Source organism: Chitinophaga sp. CF418 (assembly GCF_900142925.1).
Lineage (GTDB): Bacteria > Bacteroidota > Bacteroidia > Chitinophagales > Chitinophagaceae > Chitinophaga.
Window position 1 is genome coordinate 486,863 of sequence record NZ_FRCN01000003.1, and the last position, 16,611, is coordinate 503,473.

Here is a 16,611-nt window from a genome sequence, read left to right on the forward strand (position 1 = left end):
ATTGTGTTTATATCTTAATATTTAACTTCTATTTCCTGGTATTGCCCCATTGCGCCACTGGCCTTCACCACACGGATACCATATTTATAAGTAGTGTTGATCTTTAACTGCTGATCTGTGATGCTTCTTGTGCTTGCCTCCACTACTTTCCACAGTGTGATAGGCTGATCTTTCTCGCCTTTGTACAACTGGTACTCAGCCGTCTTATCTGCTATCGCATTCCAGGATACCTGGATATACCGTTCCTGTCTGTTAACAGCGGCATTGAAGCCTTTTACACGGATAGACTCAGGACTTACAGGCACCTTCACCGTTACGGGTTGTACTGGCATAGATTCCAGTCCGCTGCTGTCCTTCGCAGTAATAATATAAGAGTAGGTATTACCGCCAATGATTGCAGCATCAGAATAACCATACACACCCCGCGCTGTAATGCGGCTGATAAGATCCCATTTAGCGGCTTTATCCAACCCTATTTTCCTGTACAGGAGATGTTCCGCAACATCTTCATCACTGCTGCGCGCCCATGACAGGTACACCGTATCGTTCTTCACACTATACCCGGAAAAGATCGGTGAGGCAGGTGGTACCACATCTGGTTTCTTTGCTTCCAGTACTGCGGAGAAGGGAGACTCATTGTACCGCTGGTCCAACGCCTTTACTGCGTAATACACTTTACTGTTCAATGATTTCACCACCACACTATCTCTGAATACATTATTACGCCATACGCTATCAATCACCGGCGACATCTCCTCACCAGGATTATTACCACGGAAGATGGCATATCCTAAGAGATCGTTTTCCTTATTCTTCTCCCATTTCAGGGTCACAACACCACTGCTGTCTATCGTTGCGGAAAGACCAACAGGGGCTGCAGGCGGAGTAGAATCTACCGGTTGTACCAACACAGGGAATGAAGTCGTAGTACCTCCATCCTTTGCAACAGCCGTCATGGTGAAGTAATTGGTAGGATTCAAATGAGCATATTCCAAAGAACGTTGCTCAGGCGCGATGTTGTCCATCACTACCTTATACGGCCCACTCACAGTAGGCGCCTGGTTCAGGCGGAAGCCTTTGATCAGTTTATTGCCTGCTTCCTCAAATTCCCAGTTGATCGTTGCAATGCCTTTTTCGTTGATATTATTACTGCGGATGTTTGGTACATATCTCAGCAGGTGCTTTCCTTTACCAGAAGTGGGTTCTGAAGGAGGCCCCAGTTCACCGAAGGGTGAGATCCCTCTTACACGGTAATAACAGGTCCTTTCATTATCAGGCAAAGAGTCCATGTAATACATGCGCGGAGACGGCTTATCATCTTTCTCATTGATATTGGCTACCGGAAGATTAGTAGCGCGCTCATATGTCGCGCCATTATCCAGCGACTTCTCCACGATCCATGAAGTATAGTAAGCTTTATAAGCATTATACTCCCAGCTTAACATCACGCTCTTATCACCGAATATAGCTCCTACGTCGCCCGGCTTCGGGAGTTCCTCATAATTACTCATACCGATATACACATTCCCGGTATCTATCTTCAGCTTACTCACAGGCGCCAGCGTATAGATACGATAGAGATATCTTTCCGTAGGTCTTGCCGTATTATCTTCCCAGCCCCAGCCAGCCATCTTAGCGGCGGCAAAGCTGTTGTCAGCTGCATACAGGGAGAAGGCAAAACGCTGTTCCTGTTCGGCTGACTGTGCGATGATGGTGGCCACACTCTTATTGCCCGTATTGCCCGATACCTCGAAGGTCTTACCGTAAATAGCCTGTGCAATGATGGCTGCATACTGATCCTTTTGGGCAATGCTTTCCCAGGCATCCAATGGCATAGGCTTCAGTGGTGTAGTATTCAACACTTTTTTCTCCGGCGTTTTCAATACCTGCCCGTCTCTTGCAACGGTATACCTTACCAGTTCGAAGCCATATTGGTTGGTAGTCTTCCAGGCGGCAGGATTATCCACCGCCCAGCGCAGCAACACGCCCGACTTACGCACGGTAGCTTTCATGTATAAATTATTCGCTGCTTTGCGTTGTGCACTTGCCGGAGCGTAGCTTAACACTCCCATCATCAATAACAGCGACAATAATATTTTCACTTTCTTCATTACCGGATTTTCAAGGAATTATAATAATCAAACATCGCATTGCTGGTCTTCGTACCATCTGGCAATACATACTGGTATTTCACTTTGTAGTTACCATAGCGCATGAATGGGAAGGTACTGTTCAGCAATACATTTGCGCCACCGGCATCGCCGGTCTGCATGTATTTCAGTACAGCTCTTGTCTGCAGGTCTATATAGTCAGCTTTATAAATGAATGGCAGGTCATACAGGTAAGGGATCCTCGTTTTATACCAGGAAGTAACGCCACCGGCTGCTGCTTCCGCCAGATAACTCGGCATAATGAGCAGCGCCTTGTCAGGCACTACACCTAAAATATGAACGTCCCTGTTCACGATGGTGATCTCTCCATTCTCCTGGTAATGCTGGTATAACAGCGGATTGATATCACTACCGAAATAGGCATCTTCCATGGTAGCAGTGGCTGTGACCAGCGGACTGAAACCAGTACCATCATTACCTGTCATTTCCGCTACCTCGAAGCCTTCATAATCGCCTACATCTGCCAGGAGCCTGATTACATCGGAAGTAACGCGCTCATACAATCCGTCTTTCAGTTTCAGCTTACCCATCTTCTCTGTGAATGTTTTATATACGCTGGAACGGAAGCTGTAATTGAGCAGCGACTTCGTGATATCGCCCCTTGTCACTACCTGTGCTTTATTGTTGGCTACTTCATAACTACCATCCTCACTTTCTTCTTTCTCTGGTTGCTTATAAACAGCCACGGTGTCTGTCGCGGATGCATTCGGAGGAATAGCAATGATGTCAAACCGGTAAGCAGCGCCCAGTGCCAGCGGCGCCTGGTTATAACGGATCACCTGGTTGATGGAGTCGTAAGACATTTCCGCCTTCAACGTATTACCACCTGGATCCGCCATTCTTACTTCATACTTCCAGCGCGGATCAAACAGATAAGCTTGTCCTCTTCTCAGGGTAACAAAGCCCTGCGGATATTCATCTTTGTAGAAGTTTTTCTGGTTCATCACCGGATAAGTGTATGCCAGGTTGCTGACAGGTATATAATCAGGTGCTGTACCTGTTGTAAACGCCACTGTTTTTTCTTCAATACATTCCTTACCATCAGCATAATAAGTTTGCCAGTTACCATTCACCACTTCTTCAAACGTGATCTTTACATATGCTTTCATTGGCCTGTTAGAAGGCAGTATTTCTTTAGAATAGAAGGAAACGATATCACCGTTATCATTCCATTTTAATGTACCTGGTATCGCTACACCATTATCAGTGATTGTGAAGGCTGACAGGCGGGAGCGGTAAGAGCGCTTACCGTTATCATCTTCCACTTCAAATACTTTACCTACGCTCATATTGAAAGCTGCCTGCGGCGCAGTGAATACATCCACACCGTTGCTCTTATCTGCAGGTGTTACGTCGGATATCATCTGCACATCAATAGGACTGCCGGAGCCATTGACGATCTCGCATTCCTCACCAAGGGTCACTTTCAAGCGCATATTTCCTTTCACCAATCCGCCGAGCACACTGAACTTCACGGCCATATAACCGCGCATCCAGGTAGGATTAGGCAGCTTGGCCTGCATCAGCACTGCTGCTGCACCTGAGATGATCGGGAAGCGCCCTTTGATGAAACGAAGGTTCACCTTCACCCCTACTTCACCCTGCAGGTACACATAGGCCTGACCATTGGCATACCAGCCATCCATACCGATCGGCTCTGTCTTGCCCACACAATGCGAGTCGCCATAGTCTTTCAGCATGATGTCGAAACCAACGCCACATTTAAAGTTTGCATAGAGAATGAGGAAGGTAATATCGCCGGTCTCCACACTGATATTAGCTCCGAAGGCAAAACCTTTACCACCGCCGGTAGCATTGAGATCGCGCATGTAATCCAGTTCACTCATCTGTACACCCAGGATGTCGGCCACTTCCTGCGGAGGAGGCGGAGATCCGGGAATGTTGTCTCCTGCCATCAGGTATGCCCCTGTTTGTATCTTGATACTTCCCAGGCTGAATTTGAGTCCCAGCCTGTTTTCCGGCGTACCCATATAGAAATACCACTCACCCGGTGCAATATGGATCACAGCCCATCCGGCACGGTTGCCGGTAGCGGTGCCCGTCAGCATACCGCCGGCAGCGTTGACATATACATCGAAATTGGCGTGGAAAGTGGATGAAGTAAAGTCATATTGAATACCTACATAAGCAGACAAGCCTGTTTCACCCACACGGTAATCATCTTTTGCCAGTGCCTGTCCGGCTGCGGAAGGATTGGATACTTTAAGGGCTGCCAGCTTCTCGCCTACACCACCAAGACTCTTAATAGCTTTGGCCTCAGCATCTGCCAGCTGCTGGAACTTCTTGCCCAGCCGCTCTGTGATATTGCCTACACCGGGTATTATTTTCAGGATAGTAGCATAACCATAGAATCCCATGAAATTAATACCTCCACTGTTGTTGAAAGCTACTTCAAAGGTAACCTCCCCGTTCGCCACTTTAGCGCCAACGGTGAACAGCACCGTGGCCTTCAGCCCCAATCCTGTATTTTCATCCGGCACATAGTTCACACCTGTCAGGGAAGCCTGCATATTGACACCGTCCTTCTTCATGTGGTAATAAGCGCCACCACCGAAGCCATTCACAGCGATAGGCGGTATAACCATAATACCCAGTCCCAGGTCGGCTTTAGCCTCTACGTACCAGTAACGGAAGTCTTTACTACCGAACAATGCCCTCGCATCTATCTTCACTTTTCCGTTCAGCACTTTCATCTTGATACTACCGCCGATAGCGTCTCCATATACAGGATCATCCCGCATGATCTGCAGGGTACCATCTATCGTCATGGCACTGCCCAGTTCAGCATGTATAGAGATCAGGTCTAGCTGCAGCTTTTCAAATTTCCAGGACTGGTAATCCCCCTTCTCCTCAAAAGCGCCTACTACAGACACCCTGGTTTCTCCACCGAACTTACCCGACATCAGGTTCACTTTCACACCAAAATACAGGGAAGCATTTTTCTCATTCGCAGACAGGCCGATCTCTGTAATGGTAACTGGGAAGTTGCTGAACTTCGCTTCATCGTTATAACCGAAGTAAGTAGCGGTGAGATAAGGCGCTTTCGTTTGCAGGTGCAGGTTGGTGAATTTGATACCCTGGAAGCTGACGATCTTTTTCTTCGTACTTTCTGTATCTCCTGCAGTACCTGAAGTGGTGATACCTATCTTTCCATTCAGGTTAGCTTCCGGTTCAAACTGTCCGTCGGCCAGTTTCAGCTGTACCCATGAGTTGGAATCCAGGTCAGCCTTAGCGCCCCATACATCGAACGACAGCTTCTTCAGCGTACCCATTTTCAGCAGGTATTCATTATCCGCAGAGATGACTGCAGAATAGAAAAAGGGCGTAGAGGAAACAGGCAATTGAATGGTACCATCAAAACCTGCTCCTGTGAGATGGTTAGCTTCCAGGTCTAAATTGAATTTATCTACCGAAAATTTCCATCCTGAGGCCGAACCTGCCGGTAGTATATTCTGGCCGAAAATAGTGCCTGAAATGCCGTTATTATCGATCACAAGGTTCTTTGCTCCAAAGGAGACCCTTTCCTTGATATTTTTGCCTTTGCTGAACTGCCGGGGAAGGATCACCTCCAGGTCCTGGATATATACCCCCCTCCACAATTCCGGCGTACCTGCCGGCATATACCGTTCTGCATATCCTTTAGGATAGACAATGTCTGTACTGTTCCTGATATCACTGCCGTCATACACGGCTTTTCCTACATGAAAACCGAAATCCTTCAGTGAGGTGATTTCAAAAGCGGGCAATGACACGCTGACGAGAATGTCATTCCAATCCCTTACTGTAGTCTGGAAAGAGGCCTTTACCACTTTGGTAGTGTCCTTTTCCCTTTCATCTTTGGCATCCAGCGGCGTAAGCAGGGAACGGGGGAACATGATATCCGCAGAAATACTCAACTCTTTAAAACCGGAGCAGTCCATGGTGACATAGGTCAAATCCAGTCCCTCTCCTGTCTGCATATTCATGCCGCCCTTCAGAATAACGGCTGCGCTACCCCCATTGATATTGATGGGAATATTCCCTAACAACACCAGTTTCGAATCGCCAATGATACCACCGGTATAAGAGAGCTTCAGCCCTTTGATACCAAAGAAGATTTTCTTGGGATTCTGCGGGATCTCCAGTTTGGCGTACACGGTCAGCTCTGCATAACCGGGGTGGAAGATCACACTGCTCACAGCTATCTTCACATTGGTATTGCCTACCTGTTGGGACAAGCCTATGGGTAGTTCATTCAGATCATCAGGTCCCAGTTCACTGGTATAATGATTTGATTTATCCAGTTTTTCAAATTCTTCCTGCGCTTTCAGCTGATAGGCATTGACAGAACTGTCTGCCGGGAACATGCTGTTGAGGTACGCTGTTGTGAACAATGATTCTGTAGCCGCAGGCAATGCGCTGCCTGCCAGCAGCTGATCCATCTGAGGAAAACTGCGTTGCTCAGTCATCATGATATTGTTCACCGGAAGTTCTTTACCGGGGCCATATAGCCGGGATGAATCCGGGTCTCCGGCCCACGCTTTCGTGCTGCACCAAAGCAGCATCAACAGTAAAGAGAGCGGGTAATATTTATTCATAGGTAGCGGTAATACGTAACGTTAAAAATTGTAATTATATCCCAGCGTCACTGTCTGGTCGTTCACTGTTCCCCTCAACGGCACCCAGCGTAACTGCTGGATGGCGCTCAGGTTCAGGTTATGTTTCTTCTGCACCCTGTATCCTGCATTGGCCCGCAGGTTCAGCACCTTTCCCTGTTGTACGCCACTGGCGGTACTTGCATTGTAAGACACACTGCCTCCTGCCGTCATCTTCCTGTTGAACAGGCGACTATTGATAGCAGCTGTCGGCCCCCAGGTAAGATAATCGTCCCGGCCAATTGTATTATAACTCAGGTTAAAAGCGGCGGTCACATTCACCTGTGCGGGTATGAACATCAGCGAGTAAGCGAGGTTGCCATTATAAAAACGGGAGCCATCACCTTTATGCAGTACACCTTCACGCAGGTCGGCCGCATCCTGTAAACTGAAGTTCACGTTCAGGTTCTGGCTTTTACGCTTATCTGTTTTCAGGATGTAGTTCACATTCAGCGTTGTATTCTGTGAGATCTGCGTAAAGTTCAGCGTGTCCAGGTTCTGTATGGGAGTGACCTGGTTGATGGCATCAAACTGTGAACGCATGTTCATATAGGTCTGGAAGTTGGAATACGTGAGGCTCATATTCAGCCTGTCGCCCGGATTATAGTTCATGTTAACAGAGCTCACCATACGGGAGGTCTGCCCGGCTTTTATATGCGCCAGGTCATCTCGCTGATAACCCACGTTGACGCTCACATTGGCTTTGCTCTTCAGGAAAGGCTGTGAGAAATTTACGGTAATATTCTCCAGGTCATTGTTGAAATAATATGCACCCAGGGTCTGATAACCGGGATCAATCCTTTCATATCCCAGTCCTATAGCGCTTTTAAAGAAGGTATAGTTCATGCCCGCTTTAATCGCTTTATAGAACAGTGTTGATTTATGATCATACATGAATACGCTACCTAACAGATTGCCACCCTGTGCCTTTACGATATTGAAATCTCTCTTATTCATCTCCACGGCGCTGTTGGCGTATTCCAGACTGAGCTCAAGCCCTTTCGCAGGCCGCAGCATACCGTTGATGCTGAAGGTCACATTCTTTTTAGGGAAGATATACAAGCTATCAGGCACCGTCGGAATAGAGGAAGGATCATCCTTTGCAGCGAAGAGGGAAAAGCCCAGTCCGTATTTCTCCTCATTCAATGTCAGCTTTGTACCATAACCTATACGTTCAAATGTTGGCAGTACATTCCTGTTGGTACTATCATATGCAACAGCGCGTGAAAGCCTGCCGTACATAGCGCTGACGCTCCACTCATTGGTAGGAGCCACATCCACGCCTATTCCCCTGAACTGGATACCGTTGAGCGTATAGGGAGAGAAGGTCATCGCAACATCTCCTATATGGCCGGTAATACCCTTATAGGTTGGGTGTAAACTCAACCTGTTGGGAGTGGTAGGATAGGTATAGTTGATACCTGCATTGGTAAGGTTAAAGGAGAATGGAAGATTTACCTGATTATAAATATTCAGGTTCATATTTCCATTCAGGTACCAGGTAAAGGGCTGCCTGCCGGACATTTCACTTCCGTTATGGAAGATGGTGCTGGCATTCAGGCCACCATTCACTTTTAAAGGAGCGCCCTTACCGAACATTCCTTTCAGATTGGCAATATCCACCTGTTGCGCGCGCAAGGCCGGCGGCAACAGCAGGAGGCCCAAACAATACAATAAATATTTCATACACGTAAGGGATCTACTGTTTTACAGCAATCAGTTTGCTCACTACTTCTGTACTTTAATGTCTATGATGATATATGACGATGTACCATCGGGTACAAACGATTTAACTTTAATGGCTCCCATTCTGCCATCTGCAGTACGGAACAATACAATTCGCGGGCTAAGGGCATTTGTAAAAGGTACTCCGCCTTCTGCGCTGTTGCTGATAGTCAGGTTCTTCAACGGTGTATCATCGGTCATTGCATCGAAGTCTGCTGCTGTGAACACCAGGCTACATCCACATGCTTCCTGGCTGTTGATGTAACGCGTGTAAGTAGCGCCGGGTATACTTCCAAATGCATAGGTTGATGACGAATCAGGCGAGATGAATTTGTTGTAACCAAAGCCCTGATTCAGCCCGAAGAATACGATATCAATATCCTTGCCTGCTGCGGACAGGTCATCTCCTTTTTTGAAGACCTTACGCAGGCGGGTAGAATAATACGCGCCGATCACTGACTGGGCGGCATTGATACCGAGCTTAACATCCCTGATAGTACGCAGGCCGGTGTTTGCTTTTACGTCTATGGTCTTTGTGACAATCTTTGATTCTTTTCCATTCTCTGCTGTAAGTGTTACCTGGTAGGTGCCGGGGTCTTTGAAGTAGATCGTAGTGTTAGCGGCGGTGTCATCGGCGATCGTTCCTCCGGTAGCCGTCCATTTTCGTGTCAGTAGATTCTCTGCTTTGCTCTCCAGTATTGCTGTCAGCGGGGCTTCTTCATCTTCATCCTCAAATGAGGGTTCCATTGTAAAATCATTCGTTAATGCAGGCTTTACTGTTATGATCTTTTCTGTTGTAAATTCCTGTCCACCATTGGTTACCTGCAGCGTGATCTTATGTGTACCCGGCGTAGTAAACGTTACATCCGGCGGTGACTGTACAGTAGCACTGGCAGGCTCTCCATTTTCAAATGTCCACCTGTATGCTGAAGCACCGATCGTATTATTAACGAGATGAACCGTTACCGGTGAGAAATCGTTTACCAGCACCCTTGCATCAAAACCAATATTTACGGCGCTATCAATATGAATGTGCTGTGTTTTTACCTGTCTTTCATCATCGTTCCATGCTTCAAGGGTGATCTTGTAGTCTCCCGCCTGTTTGAATACGACTGTACCGGGATTCTCATAATCTGAAGATGAAGGATCCCCTCCCTCAAATGTCCATTTGAAGTGAGTCGCACCTGTAGTGCGGTTAGTGAAACTGATATTTGCGGGTACGGTGTATATGCTATCCTTTGCAGTGTAAATAAAATCAGTAGTAACCGGTATTCCTACTTCTTTAAAACAGGATGTCAACAATAGGCATAACCCCAATCCGTAGGTTATTTTATTCATAGGCAGGGTATGGATGTCCTTAACAAACACTAATCATGACAAATATATTTAAATATTTTCAAAGTATTGAAATTTTTTATATGTCTATGAGTATAAGTAAGTTAATCTACTGAGTATAGAACTACTGTTCCAGGAAGAGAAAGAAATGAGGGAAAAGTTACTGTTCCGGGGGATTTATCAGTTAATGGCTTATGGATGAAAGGCCCTTTCGCACTTATGAGAAGTTGAGACGTATATGCTATACTGGTTCCAAATAAAGTGCCAGAATGTGGGACATTTTACACACAACCTCGCTGCAGTATTGCCTGAGTACGGTCAAGATCCGTTGATACCATTGCATTTTTATGATGATCCTACGGCAGTAAAAAATTATTGTTATCTGTTAAAACTGTTTACTACAGCCATTTCGGGCATATCGGCATTTCGCATAAAACGGGTGCTTTCAGGTTGAGTATGCTACTGATCCTGGTAGTTGCTGGTACGAAAGTGGTAGAAAATTAATCTGAATGTTTTTTGGGTAATCTATCATTTAAAAATTCACAGCATGAGAAACGGTACAAACACCACTACAGGCATTGCAAAGACCAGCAGGGAGATAGGGAGAGCAAAACAGCCTGTGAACGGCAACCACGCCCGGGATCTTGCTGTTATTGCGGGCGTGAGCGCTATTGCCGGCTCCCGTACAACGTTGGCCCCTGCACTGATCTTCCCTGAAAGTAAGGTACTAACCTTAATGGCTGCCGGAGAAACCTACATGGATAAACTACCCGGCATAGGCGACAGGATTGAACCGGCAGGATTGATCAGCAGAAGCATTTCAGGCGCCCTTACCGGGGCCATCATTAGCAGAAGAAAACATAAGAGTATGTGGCTGGGGGCTTTGATAGGCGCTGCTGCAGCCTGTGCAGGCGCTTATGTAACTTATTATGCCAGAAAGAAATTTGGGAAGATCACCGGCACGCCCGATCCTGTTGCAGGACTTGTGGAAGATGTCGCCATGATATGCCTGGGTAGCATTTTACTGCACGACGACCGAATATAGACTATGTATAAACCTAAAGGCCGACCCGTGTTTAAACGGGCCGGCCTTCGTGTTTTCCTCCACCTTGCAGTTTCGGATGTGTTATTGATTTTTTTTAGCGGAAACGGTTATCTCCTTTCATTATACACGCCAAATTCTGCGATAGCAGGAGCTGCACTGAACTCGTCGATCACGATACGTACACGTCCACCCCATACACTGTCGAAGCGGTGTATTTTCACACGGCCTTCTCCTTCACCTTTGGCTAAGGGCTTCCAGGTACCGTTGTCATCATATTCAAGATGGTATTTTTTGATATTGTTGCCATCTTCCACAATGCTGATCATATTAAAGCGCTGTGCTTTCTCAAAATCTACTTCATACCATGGTTGCTTTACTGCAGGATTAGACTGCCAGCTGCTGCTGAAGCGGTCGTCATTGGCGAAGTCCATAATATTCATATCATCGCTCCAGCTGGAATTGCTGCGCTGGAACTTGGCGATATTGGAAGAGATAATAGGCGCTATGGCAGGTGGCAGTGCAGGCATAGCTCCTGTATTCTTCCAGCGTTTGCCCACTTCTTCCAGTGCCTGCACAGCATTAGGATCGATCAATCCCTCACGGTTTGGCGCTACGTTGAGGATAAAGTTACACCAGGCTTTATTCAGCGGCACCAGGATATCATCCACCAGTTTCGCCGGCTCTTTCACAGGCGTGGCAGGGAAATTTGTTTTCCAGAACCAGGCGCTGTTGATAGGCAGACAGGATAATGCAGGCAGTCTGTTCGCCTCTTTGGAGATATGTTGTCCGGCTCCCTGTTCGTAGGATTTGATATCTGTGTAAAATAAGGCCTCTGTCGGATATTTTGCCGCATTGAGGTCCATCACCAGGCAATTAGGTTGCAGGCTCTTAATGAGGCGGTAAATCTCTTCAAAAGGGATATCGTCATAAGAGATCCTGGACCAGGGTGCATCCCATCCGTCGATGATCAGCGCAGTGATCTCTCCGTAGTTGGTCAGCAGCTCTGTGAGCTGCGCTTTCACCATTTCGATATGCTTGCGCGTAATATCGTGCGGACGCAGTTTATGATGCGTATCCAGTATGGAGTAGTACAACATTACCTTCAGTCCTTTGGCGCGGAAAGCATTCACATATTCTCTTACCACATCCTTTTTATAGGGACTGTTCATCACGTTATAGTCGGTGGTCTTTGTATCCCAGATACAGAACCCGCTGTGATGTTTGGTGGTAAGACAACCGTAGCTCATATTGGCTGCTTTGGCGGTAGCGGCCCACTGGTTACAGTCAAGCTTTGTCGGATTGAAAAGTGATACCGGCGCTTCGGGATCAGGCCAATCCTGGTTGGCGAAAGTAGGAATGTTAAAATGGATAAACATACCGAAACGCAGATCAACAAATTGCTGTTGCAGCGTAGCGAGTGGCTTGCCTTCGGATTTTACCTGCGCCTTTAACATGGCAGGCATTAATAGTTGGATGCCCAGTAAGAGACGTAAACAGAATGTCTTCTTCATAGTGAACTTTGATGCGATTTTGGATTATGAGACCCTGATGTTTCGTGGATAATTAATTTCTACAATGCACTAAAATATAACAATCATACTATGCATTTCCTGTATGGTAATACAATATAACGAAATGCGAATTTCCCATTAGTTGATACATTTTAACAATTTAACAGGAATAAGCATGAGTACGTATTAAAATGTGGCATGGTGTTGGATTTATGCGGGTTACAAGGAACAACAGTTAGAGTCATTATAAACAAATACAATTTGTATGAAACGAAGAGTCATATTCTTATTAGCATTATCACTTCCCGTTCTATTATTCTCCTGCGTCAGTACGAAAAAATTCAAGGCTTCTGAGGCCAGATATGCCGATTTATCGGGCAAATATGCAAGCCTGCAAAGTAAACTGGATGATTGCCAGCGTAGCTTACGCGACACTGCTTCTGCATTTGAGCGTAGCAGAAACCTGAGTGAAGAAAGAGTGGAAGGATTAAAACAGAATAATAACACGTTACTGAACCAGTTGAAAGATCTGTCTGTTATCAGCAATTCACAGGCAGAAAGCATCAAGAAATCACTGGATAATATAGGCGCTAAAGATGCCTATATACAGGACCTGCAATCCGCCATTGCGCGTAAAGACTCTCTGAACATGGCACTTGTGATGAACCTGAAAGGCGCCATTGGCAACCTGGATGATAAAGACATTAACATCAAAGTAGAGAAAGGCGTAGTGTATATCGATATATCAGATAAACTGCTGTTTGAAAGCGGCAGCTACGATATCACTGCAAGGGCGAAAGAAGTGCTTGGAAAAGTAGCGAAGGTATTGCTTAATCAGCCGGATATTGAGTTTATGGTGGAAGGCCACACAGATACCAACCCTTTCAAAAGAGGCGTATTACTGGACAACTGGGACCTGAGTGTGAAGAGGGCTACTGCTGTAACAAGGATATTACAGGTTGATTATGGTATTCCTCCTGCCCATATCACCGCCGCAGGTAGAGGTGAATACCTTCCTGTCGCCACCAACGATACACCTGAAGGAAGGGCTGCTAACCGCCGTACACGTATCGTGATACTGCCGCAGCTTGACCAGTTCTTTAAACTGCTGGAAAAGAAATAAGATATCATCCATTTCATTATAGCAAGGAAGGGCGTCTTCGTTATCGGAGGCGCTCCTTCTTTTATACCGTCGCTGCAATGACACTGCGTGTCTTTGTGTCAAACACCAGGATGCCTTCGCTGGTAGCATCCAGCTGATTCACCAGTACACCGGTATTATCCCATATGCCAGACTTCCCTGCACATTCAAATCCGTCAGACTCCCCTACTGCATTCGCCAGCAATACCGTCATTTCATATTGCTCTCCTATTTCTGACAATCTTGCAATCGCCCTATCAATCCCTCCTGTCGATTTCACCGCACTGGCAATATATACTGCTGCGCCACTTTTATAAGCATCTTCCACATGCGCCGGTACTGACAGTTCGTAACAAATAGCCAGGGCCACATCACTTTCCTCTCCCAACAAACTAACGGTGCTTTGTCCGCTAACGAAGTAAGGATCTTCATCTGCATGCAGGTATTTCTTCGCGTACACTTCTCTGTCTTTACCTGGCTGAAACAGTACCATACTGATCGTGATACCTGTGTCTCCTTTCAGCGGTGCGCCTATGCCGATCGTTACCTTTTTTTCGTCGCTGATGTGTTGAAAATCGTTCAGGCATTCATCGTCTATACAGATCGCCAGGTCTTTTGCCAGTGTGGGTTCATAACCTGTGATGGATAATTCCGGGAAGATGATGATGTCTGCATCGTGAGCAATAGCCAGATCAATGATCTTTTTGTGGTTTTCTATGTTACTCCGGATGTCGCCTTTTACTGCTTTTGCCTGCGCTACGCAAATTTTCATAGTCTGGTGAGTTTTTAATGGATGCTTGCCGGTTAGGATGATGTAATATTATTGCTATATTTTAAGAAAAAGAAGTGGGGCGGGATATTTTATTGGTGGCAATTGTGTTTTACAGTAAGGGGAAGCGTTCCGGCCATAAGACCAGAACGCTTCCTGTTAAATGAATCACTAGATCTCAAATTCTGCTTCGGTAACATTACCCGGCAGATCGGTGGCCGTAATCTGGATACGGGAACCCAATACTGAGGCATTCGCTGCTGTAGCTACATACTTCCAGTAGTTGCCGATATCCGGGACGGCGTCTCCCTGCTCCAGCTCCGCTCCTGCCGCAGACAGGATTGTTACTTTTACAGACTCGACGCGGACGACGTCTTTCACCAGGGCTACGATCACATCGCCCACCAGGCCTTTATATTGTTTCGTATCAATTTCCAATATCCTTGGCGGTCTGGCTGCATCCCTGAAGGCTGCATTAAAGGCTGTTTGGCCTCCCGTTGTTGCTTTTTCATACAACAGTTTCGTTGCAGGATCAGAGATTGCTTTCTGAGCGTATGCCGAACAACGTTCGAAATTCAGCTGTACTGCCAACTGCTCTTCAGTCGGCGGCTTCTTGCTAGGACCACGCCTGGGACCGGAAATTGTTTTATCTTTTTTTACGCTGAAGGTTACGTTTCCAATAGTACCGGACGTTCCTTCCATCATTTTATTTTGTTTTATGTATGCCATATTCTTTAAGTTTTTAAGATTAAAAATCAAGTTTTACTACAATCACCACCGCCGGGTGTAACAGGAGGCACCTCTCTCCTGTTACAGGTGCAGCCCCTTTGGCTGTGATTGATGACACAATGTTAGGAAGGATTTTGAGGCGGTTTTGAAGAAAGTGCACGAGGAGGCGAAATTCGATCACGAGGAGGCGAAATCCCGTCACGAGCCCCCTCATTTTCCCCACTTCCAATCACTGTAAAAAGGTTAAAAAAAGACTTTCTTATTTCCTGGGTCAGCAAAATTTCATCTCCTCCCTTTACGATGATGGTGTCTGCTCCGACACTTTTAATGCATCTGAGGGAAACAATATAATTTCTGTGGGTACGGAAGAAAATATTGGGGGGAAGTTGCTTCTCGATTTGTTTCAGGCTGTATTTAGCGGGGAGGGAACGGCCGTCTGTAAGTTTCAAAAGGATATAATGCTTCTGTACGGTAATATAGATGATCTCCTCATAAAAGACCACTTCGTGAATACCATTTTTTGTAAAGATCAGAATACCTTCTTTCATTAAAATCAGGAATCGTGAACAATTGGTTTTTAAAACGGGGGGAAAGAGCGCTGTGGAAGCCGCGTAGGGAATATAGTAGTAGGGATAGTAGTAGTATAGAATTAGACTGACCAGTAAGAGAGTTACTGGAGTGGAAATTACCTGAAGCAAGATTCATTGAAATGGTGTTCATAGTGGAAACTTTTAATACTAAAAAAGATTATGGTTAAGTACCGGACTGGAATTAACAATATCCATGTAATTTAATGAAAAATAAACATTTATAGATCAAAATGAGACCGGAATTTTGAAAAATTTGCCGTTATAATTGGGTTGAAATTCGGTAGAGATATAGTAGAGATTCGCTTATCCTCCCTTAATCTTCCCTTTTAAAGGGAGGATTAAGGGAGGATAAGCGAATCTCTACTATATCTCTACTATATCTCATGCGCGCCTCAATGTTAGATCTCGTATTACTCCAGACAATTCCTTAACAGAAATGACCAAATGTGCAAGTACTACGGAAAGCCGAACACCATTTATGTAGCGAGAAAAATTCCAATGACATTATATATATCTTATATTTGTAAATATGAAAAAAGAATTTGATGCCTTGTAACACCAAAGTGTTTACAAGTGAAGAACAAAAAGCTACTGAAAGAGACAACTGATAACAAAACCTACAAATGCGCTCATAAGCGTATATACGGTCGCTGTTGGATTTGTCCTTATCACGGCACATTCTGGAGCAAATGCTCAGATATCCGTTGGAACCATTACTATTACTACAATGACGAAACCCTCGGGCCCGATGCCAGGCGGTTTCACAATCCACCTAATTGGAAGCTCGTCTCTAAAAACAAGAAACAGTGGATGAGAAAAAAGTTCATCTTCAATGAACACTGGGATAGCAATAGAGTCTATTTTGAAATTGGGTGGGAGTAAAAAAGAAAGCCGCTTCGAAAATGAAGCGGCTTTCTTCTTATAAGCTATCAGTATAATT

10 protein-coding genes are annotated in these 16,611 nt (G+C 45.8%); 2 read left to right on the forward strand and 8 right to left on the reverse strand.

Annotated features, from left to right (window positions below; genetic code table 11):
- Positions 1-14: 14 nt before the first annotated feature.
- Genes F3I09_RS09620 through F3I09_RS09635 form a run of 4 tightly spaced genes read right to left on the reverse strand, consistent with a single transcriptional unit; the run spans position 15 to position 9,889 of the window.
- On the reverse strand, positions 15-2,111 hold the full coding sequence (locus F3I09_RS09620; RefSeq protein ID WP_149694817.1) for a hypothetical protein: 2,097 nt from the start codon (positions 2,109-2,111) through the stop codon (positions 15-17).
- A complete protein-coding gene (locus F3I09_RS09625; protein WP_149694818.1) occupies positions 2,111-6,769 on the reverse strand; it encodes a hypothetical protein in 4,659 nt (1,552 codons plus the stop codon). Before F3I09_RS09625 ends, F3I09_RS09620 begins: the two co-directional genes overlap by 1 nt.
- Positions 6,770-6,790: 21 nt before the next feature.
- The gene (locus F3I09_RS09630; protein WP_149694819.1) at positions 6,791-8,512 is read right to left on the reverse strand and encodes a hypothetical protein; all 1,722 of its coding nucleotides are present in this window, start codon (positions 8,510-8,512) and stop codon (positions 6,791-6,793) included.
- 42 nt (positions 8,513-8,554) lie between these two features.
- Positions 8,555-9,889 (reverse strand): PKD domain-containing protein, encoded by a 1,335-nt coding sequence (locus tag F3I09_RS09635; protein WP_149694820.1) that lies wholly within the window; start codon positions 9,887-9,889, stop codon positions 8,555-8,557.
- A 544-nt stretch (positions 9,890-10,433) separates the two neighbouring features.
- Between F3I09_RS09635 and F3I09_RS09640 the strand changes: the two genes are divergently transcribed.
- Positions 10,434-10,931: a hypothetical protein gene (locus F3I09_RS09640; RefSeq protein WP_149694821.1), complete on the forward strand. Its 498-nt coding sequence runs from the start codon at positions 10,434-10,436 to the stop codon at positions 10,929-10,931.
- A gap of 107 nt (positions 10,932-11,038) precedes the next feature.
- Here the strand turns inward: F3I09_RS09640 and F3I09_RS09645 are convergent, their stop codons facing one another.
- On the reverse strand, positions 11,039-12,442 hold the full coding sequence (locus tag F3I09_RS09645; RefSeq protein WP_149694822.1) for an alpha-L-fucosidase: 1,404 nt from the start codon (positions 12,440-12,442) through the stop codon (positions 11,039-11,041).
- 265 nt (positions 12,443-12,707) lie between these two features.
- Here F3I09_RS09645 and F3I09_RS09650 point away from each other — a divergent pair, with 265 nt between their 5' ends.
- Complete coding sequence (locus F3I09_RS09650) at positions 12,708-13,565, forward strand: OmpA family protein (RefSeq protein ID WP_149694823.1); 858 nt, start codon at positions 12,708-12,710, stop codon at positions 13,563-13,565.
- Positions 13,566-13,626: 61 nt separating this feature from the next.
- Here F3I09_RS09650 and F3I09_RS09655 read toward each other — a convergent pair whose 3' ends face one another.
- From F3I09_RS09655 to F3I09_RS09665, 3 genes are all read right to left on the reverse strand, one after another.
- Positions 13,627-14,355 carry a carbon-nitrogen hydrolase family protein gene (locus tag F3I09_RS09655; RefSeq protein WP_149694824.1) on the reverse strand — a complete coding sequence of 243 codons (729 nt, stop codon included), beginning with the start codon at positions 14,353-14,355 and terminating at the stop codon, positions 13,627-13,629.
- A gap of 168 nt (positions 14,356-14,523) precedes the next feature.
- Positions 14,524-15,081, reverse strand: a complete 558-nt coding sequence (locus F3I09_RS09660; protein ID WP_149694825.1) for a hypothetical protein — start codon at positions 15,079-15,081, stop codon at positions 14,524-14,526.
- Between the two features lie 122 nt (positions 15,082-15,203).
- A complete protein-coding gene (locus tag F3I09_RS09665; protein WP_149694826.1) occupies positions 15,204-15,629 on the reverse strand; it encodes a LytTR family DNA-binding domain-containing protein in 426 nt (141 codons plus the stop codon).
- Positions 15,630-16,611: the final 982 nt, after the last annotated feature.

What these genes read in the sequence shown, in the direction of transcription:
- F3I09_RS09630 (WP_149694819.1), bottom strand. Translation starts at nt 8,512, where the DNA reads ATGAAATATTTATTGTATTGTTTGGGCCTCCTGCTGTTGCCGCCGGCC.
- F3I09_RS09655 (WP_149694824.1), bottom strand. Translation starts at nt 14,355, where the DNA reads ATGAAAATTTGCGTAGCGCAGGCAAAAGCAGTAAAAGGCGACATCCGG.
- F3I09_RS09620 (WP_149694817.1), bottom strand. Translation starts at nt 2,111, where the DNA reads ATGAAGAAAGTGAAAATATTATTGTCGCTGTTATTGATGATGGGAGTG.
- F3I09_RS09660 (WP_149694825.1), bottom strand. Translation starts at nt 15,081, where the DNA reads ATGGCATACATAAAACAAAATAAAATGATGGAAGGAACGTCCGGTACT.
- F3I09_RS09625 (WP_149694818.1), bottom strand. Translation starts at nt 6,769, where the DNA reads ATGAATAAATATTACCCGCTCTCTTTACTGTTGATGCTGCTTTGGTGC.
- F3I09_RS09635 (WP_149694820.1), bottom strand. Translation starts at nt 9,889, where the DNA reads ATGAATAAAATAACCTACGGATTGGGGTTATGCCTATTGTTGACATCC.
- F3I09_RS09645 (WP_149694822.1), bottom strand. Translation starts at nt 12,442, where the DNA reads ATGAAGAAGACATTCTGTTTACGTCTCTTACTGGGCATCCAACTATTA.
- F3I09_RS09665 (WP_149694826.1), bottom strand. Translation starts at nt 15,629, where the DNA reads ATGAAAGAAGGTATTCTGATCTTTACAAAAAATGGTATTCACGAAGTG.
- F3I09_RS09640 (WP_149694821.1), top strand. Translation starts at nt 10,434, where the DNA reads ATGAGAAACGGTACAAACACCACTACAGGCATTGCAAAGACCAGCAGG.
- F3I09_RS09650 (WP_149694823.1), top strand. Translation starts at nt 12,708, where the DNA reads ATGAAACGAAGAGTCATATTCTTATTAGCATTATCACTTCCCGTTCTA.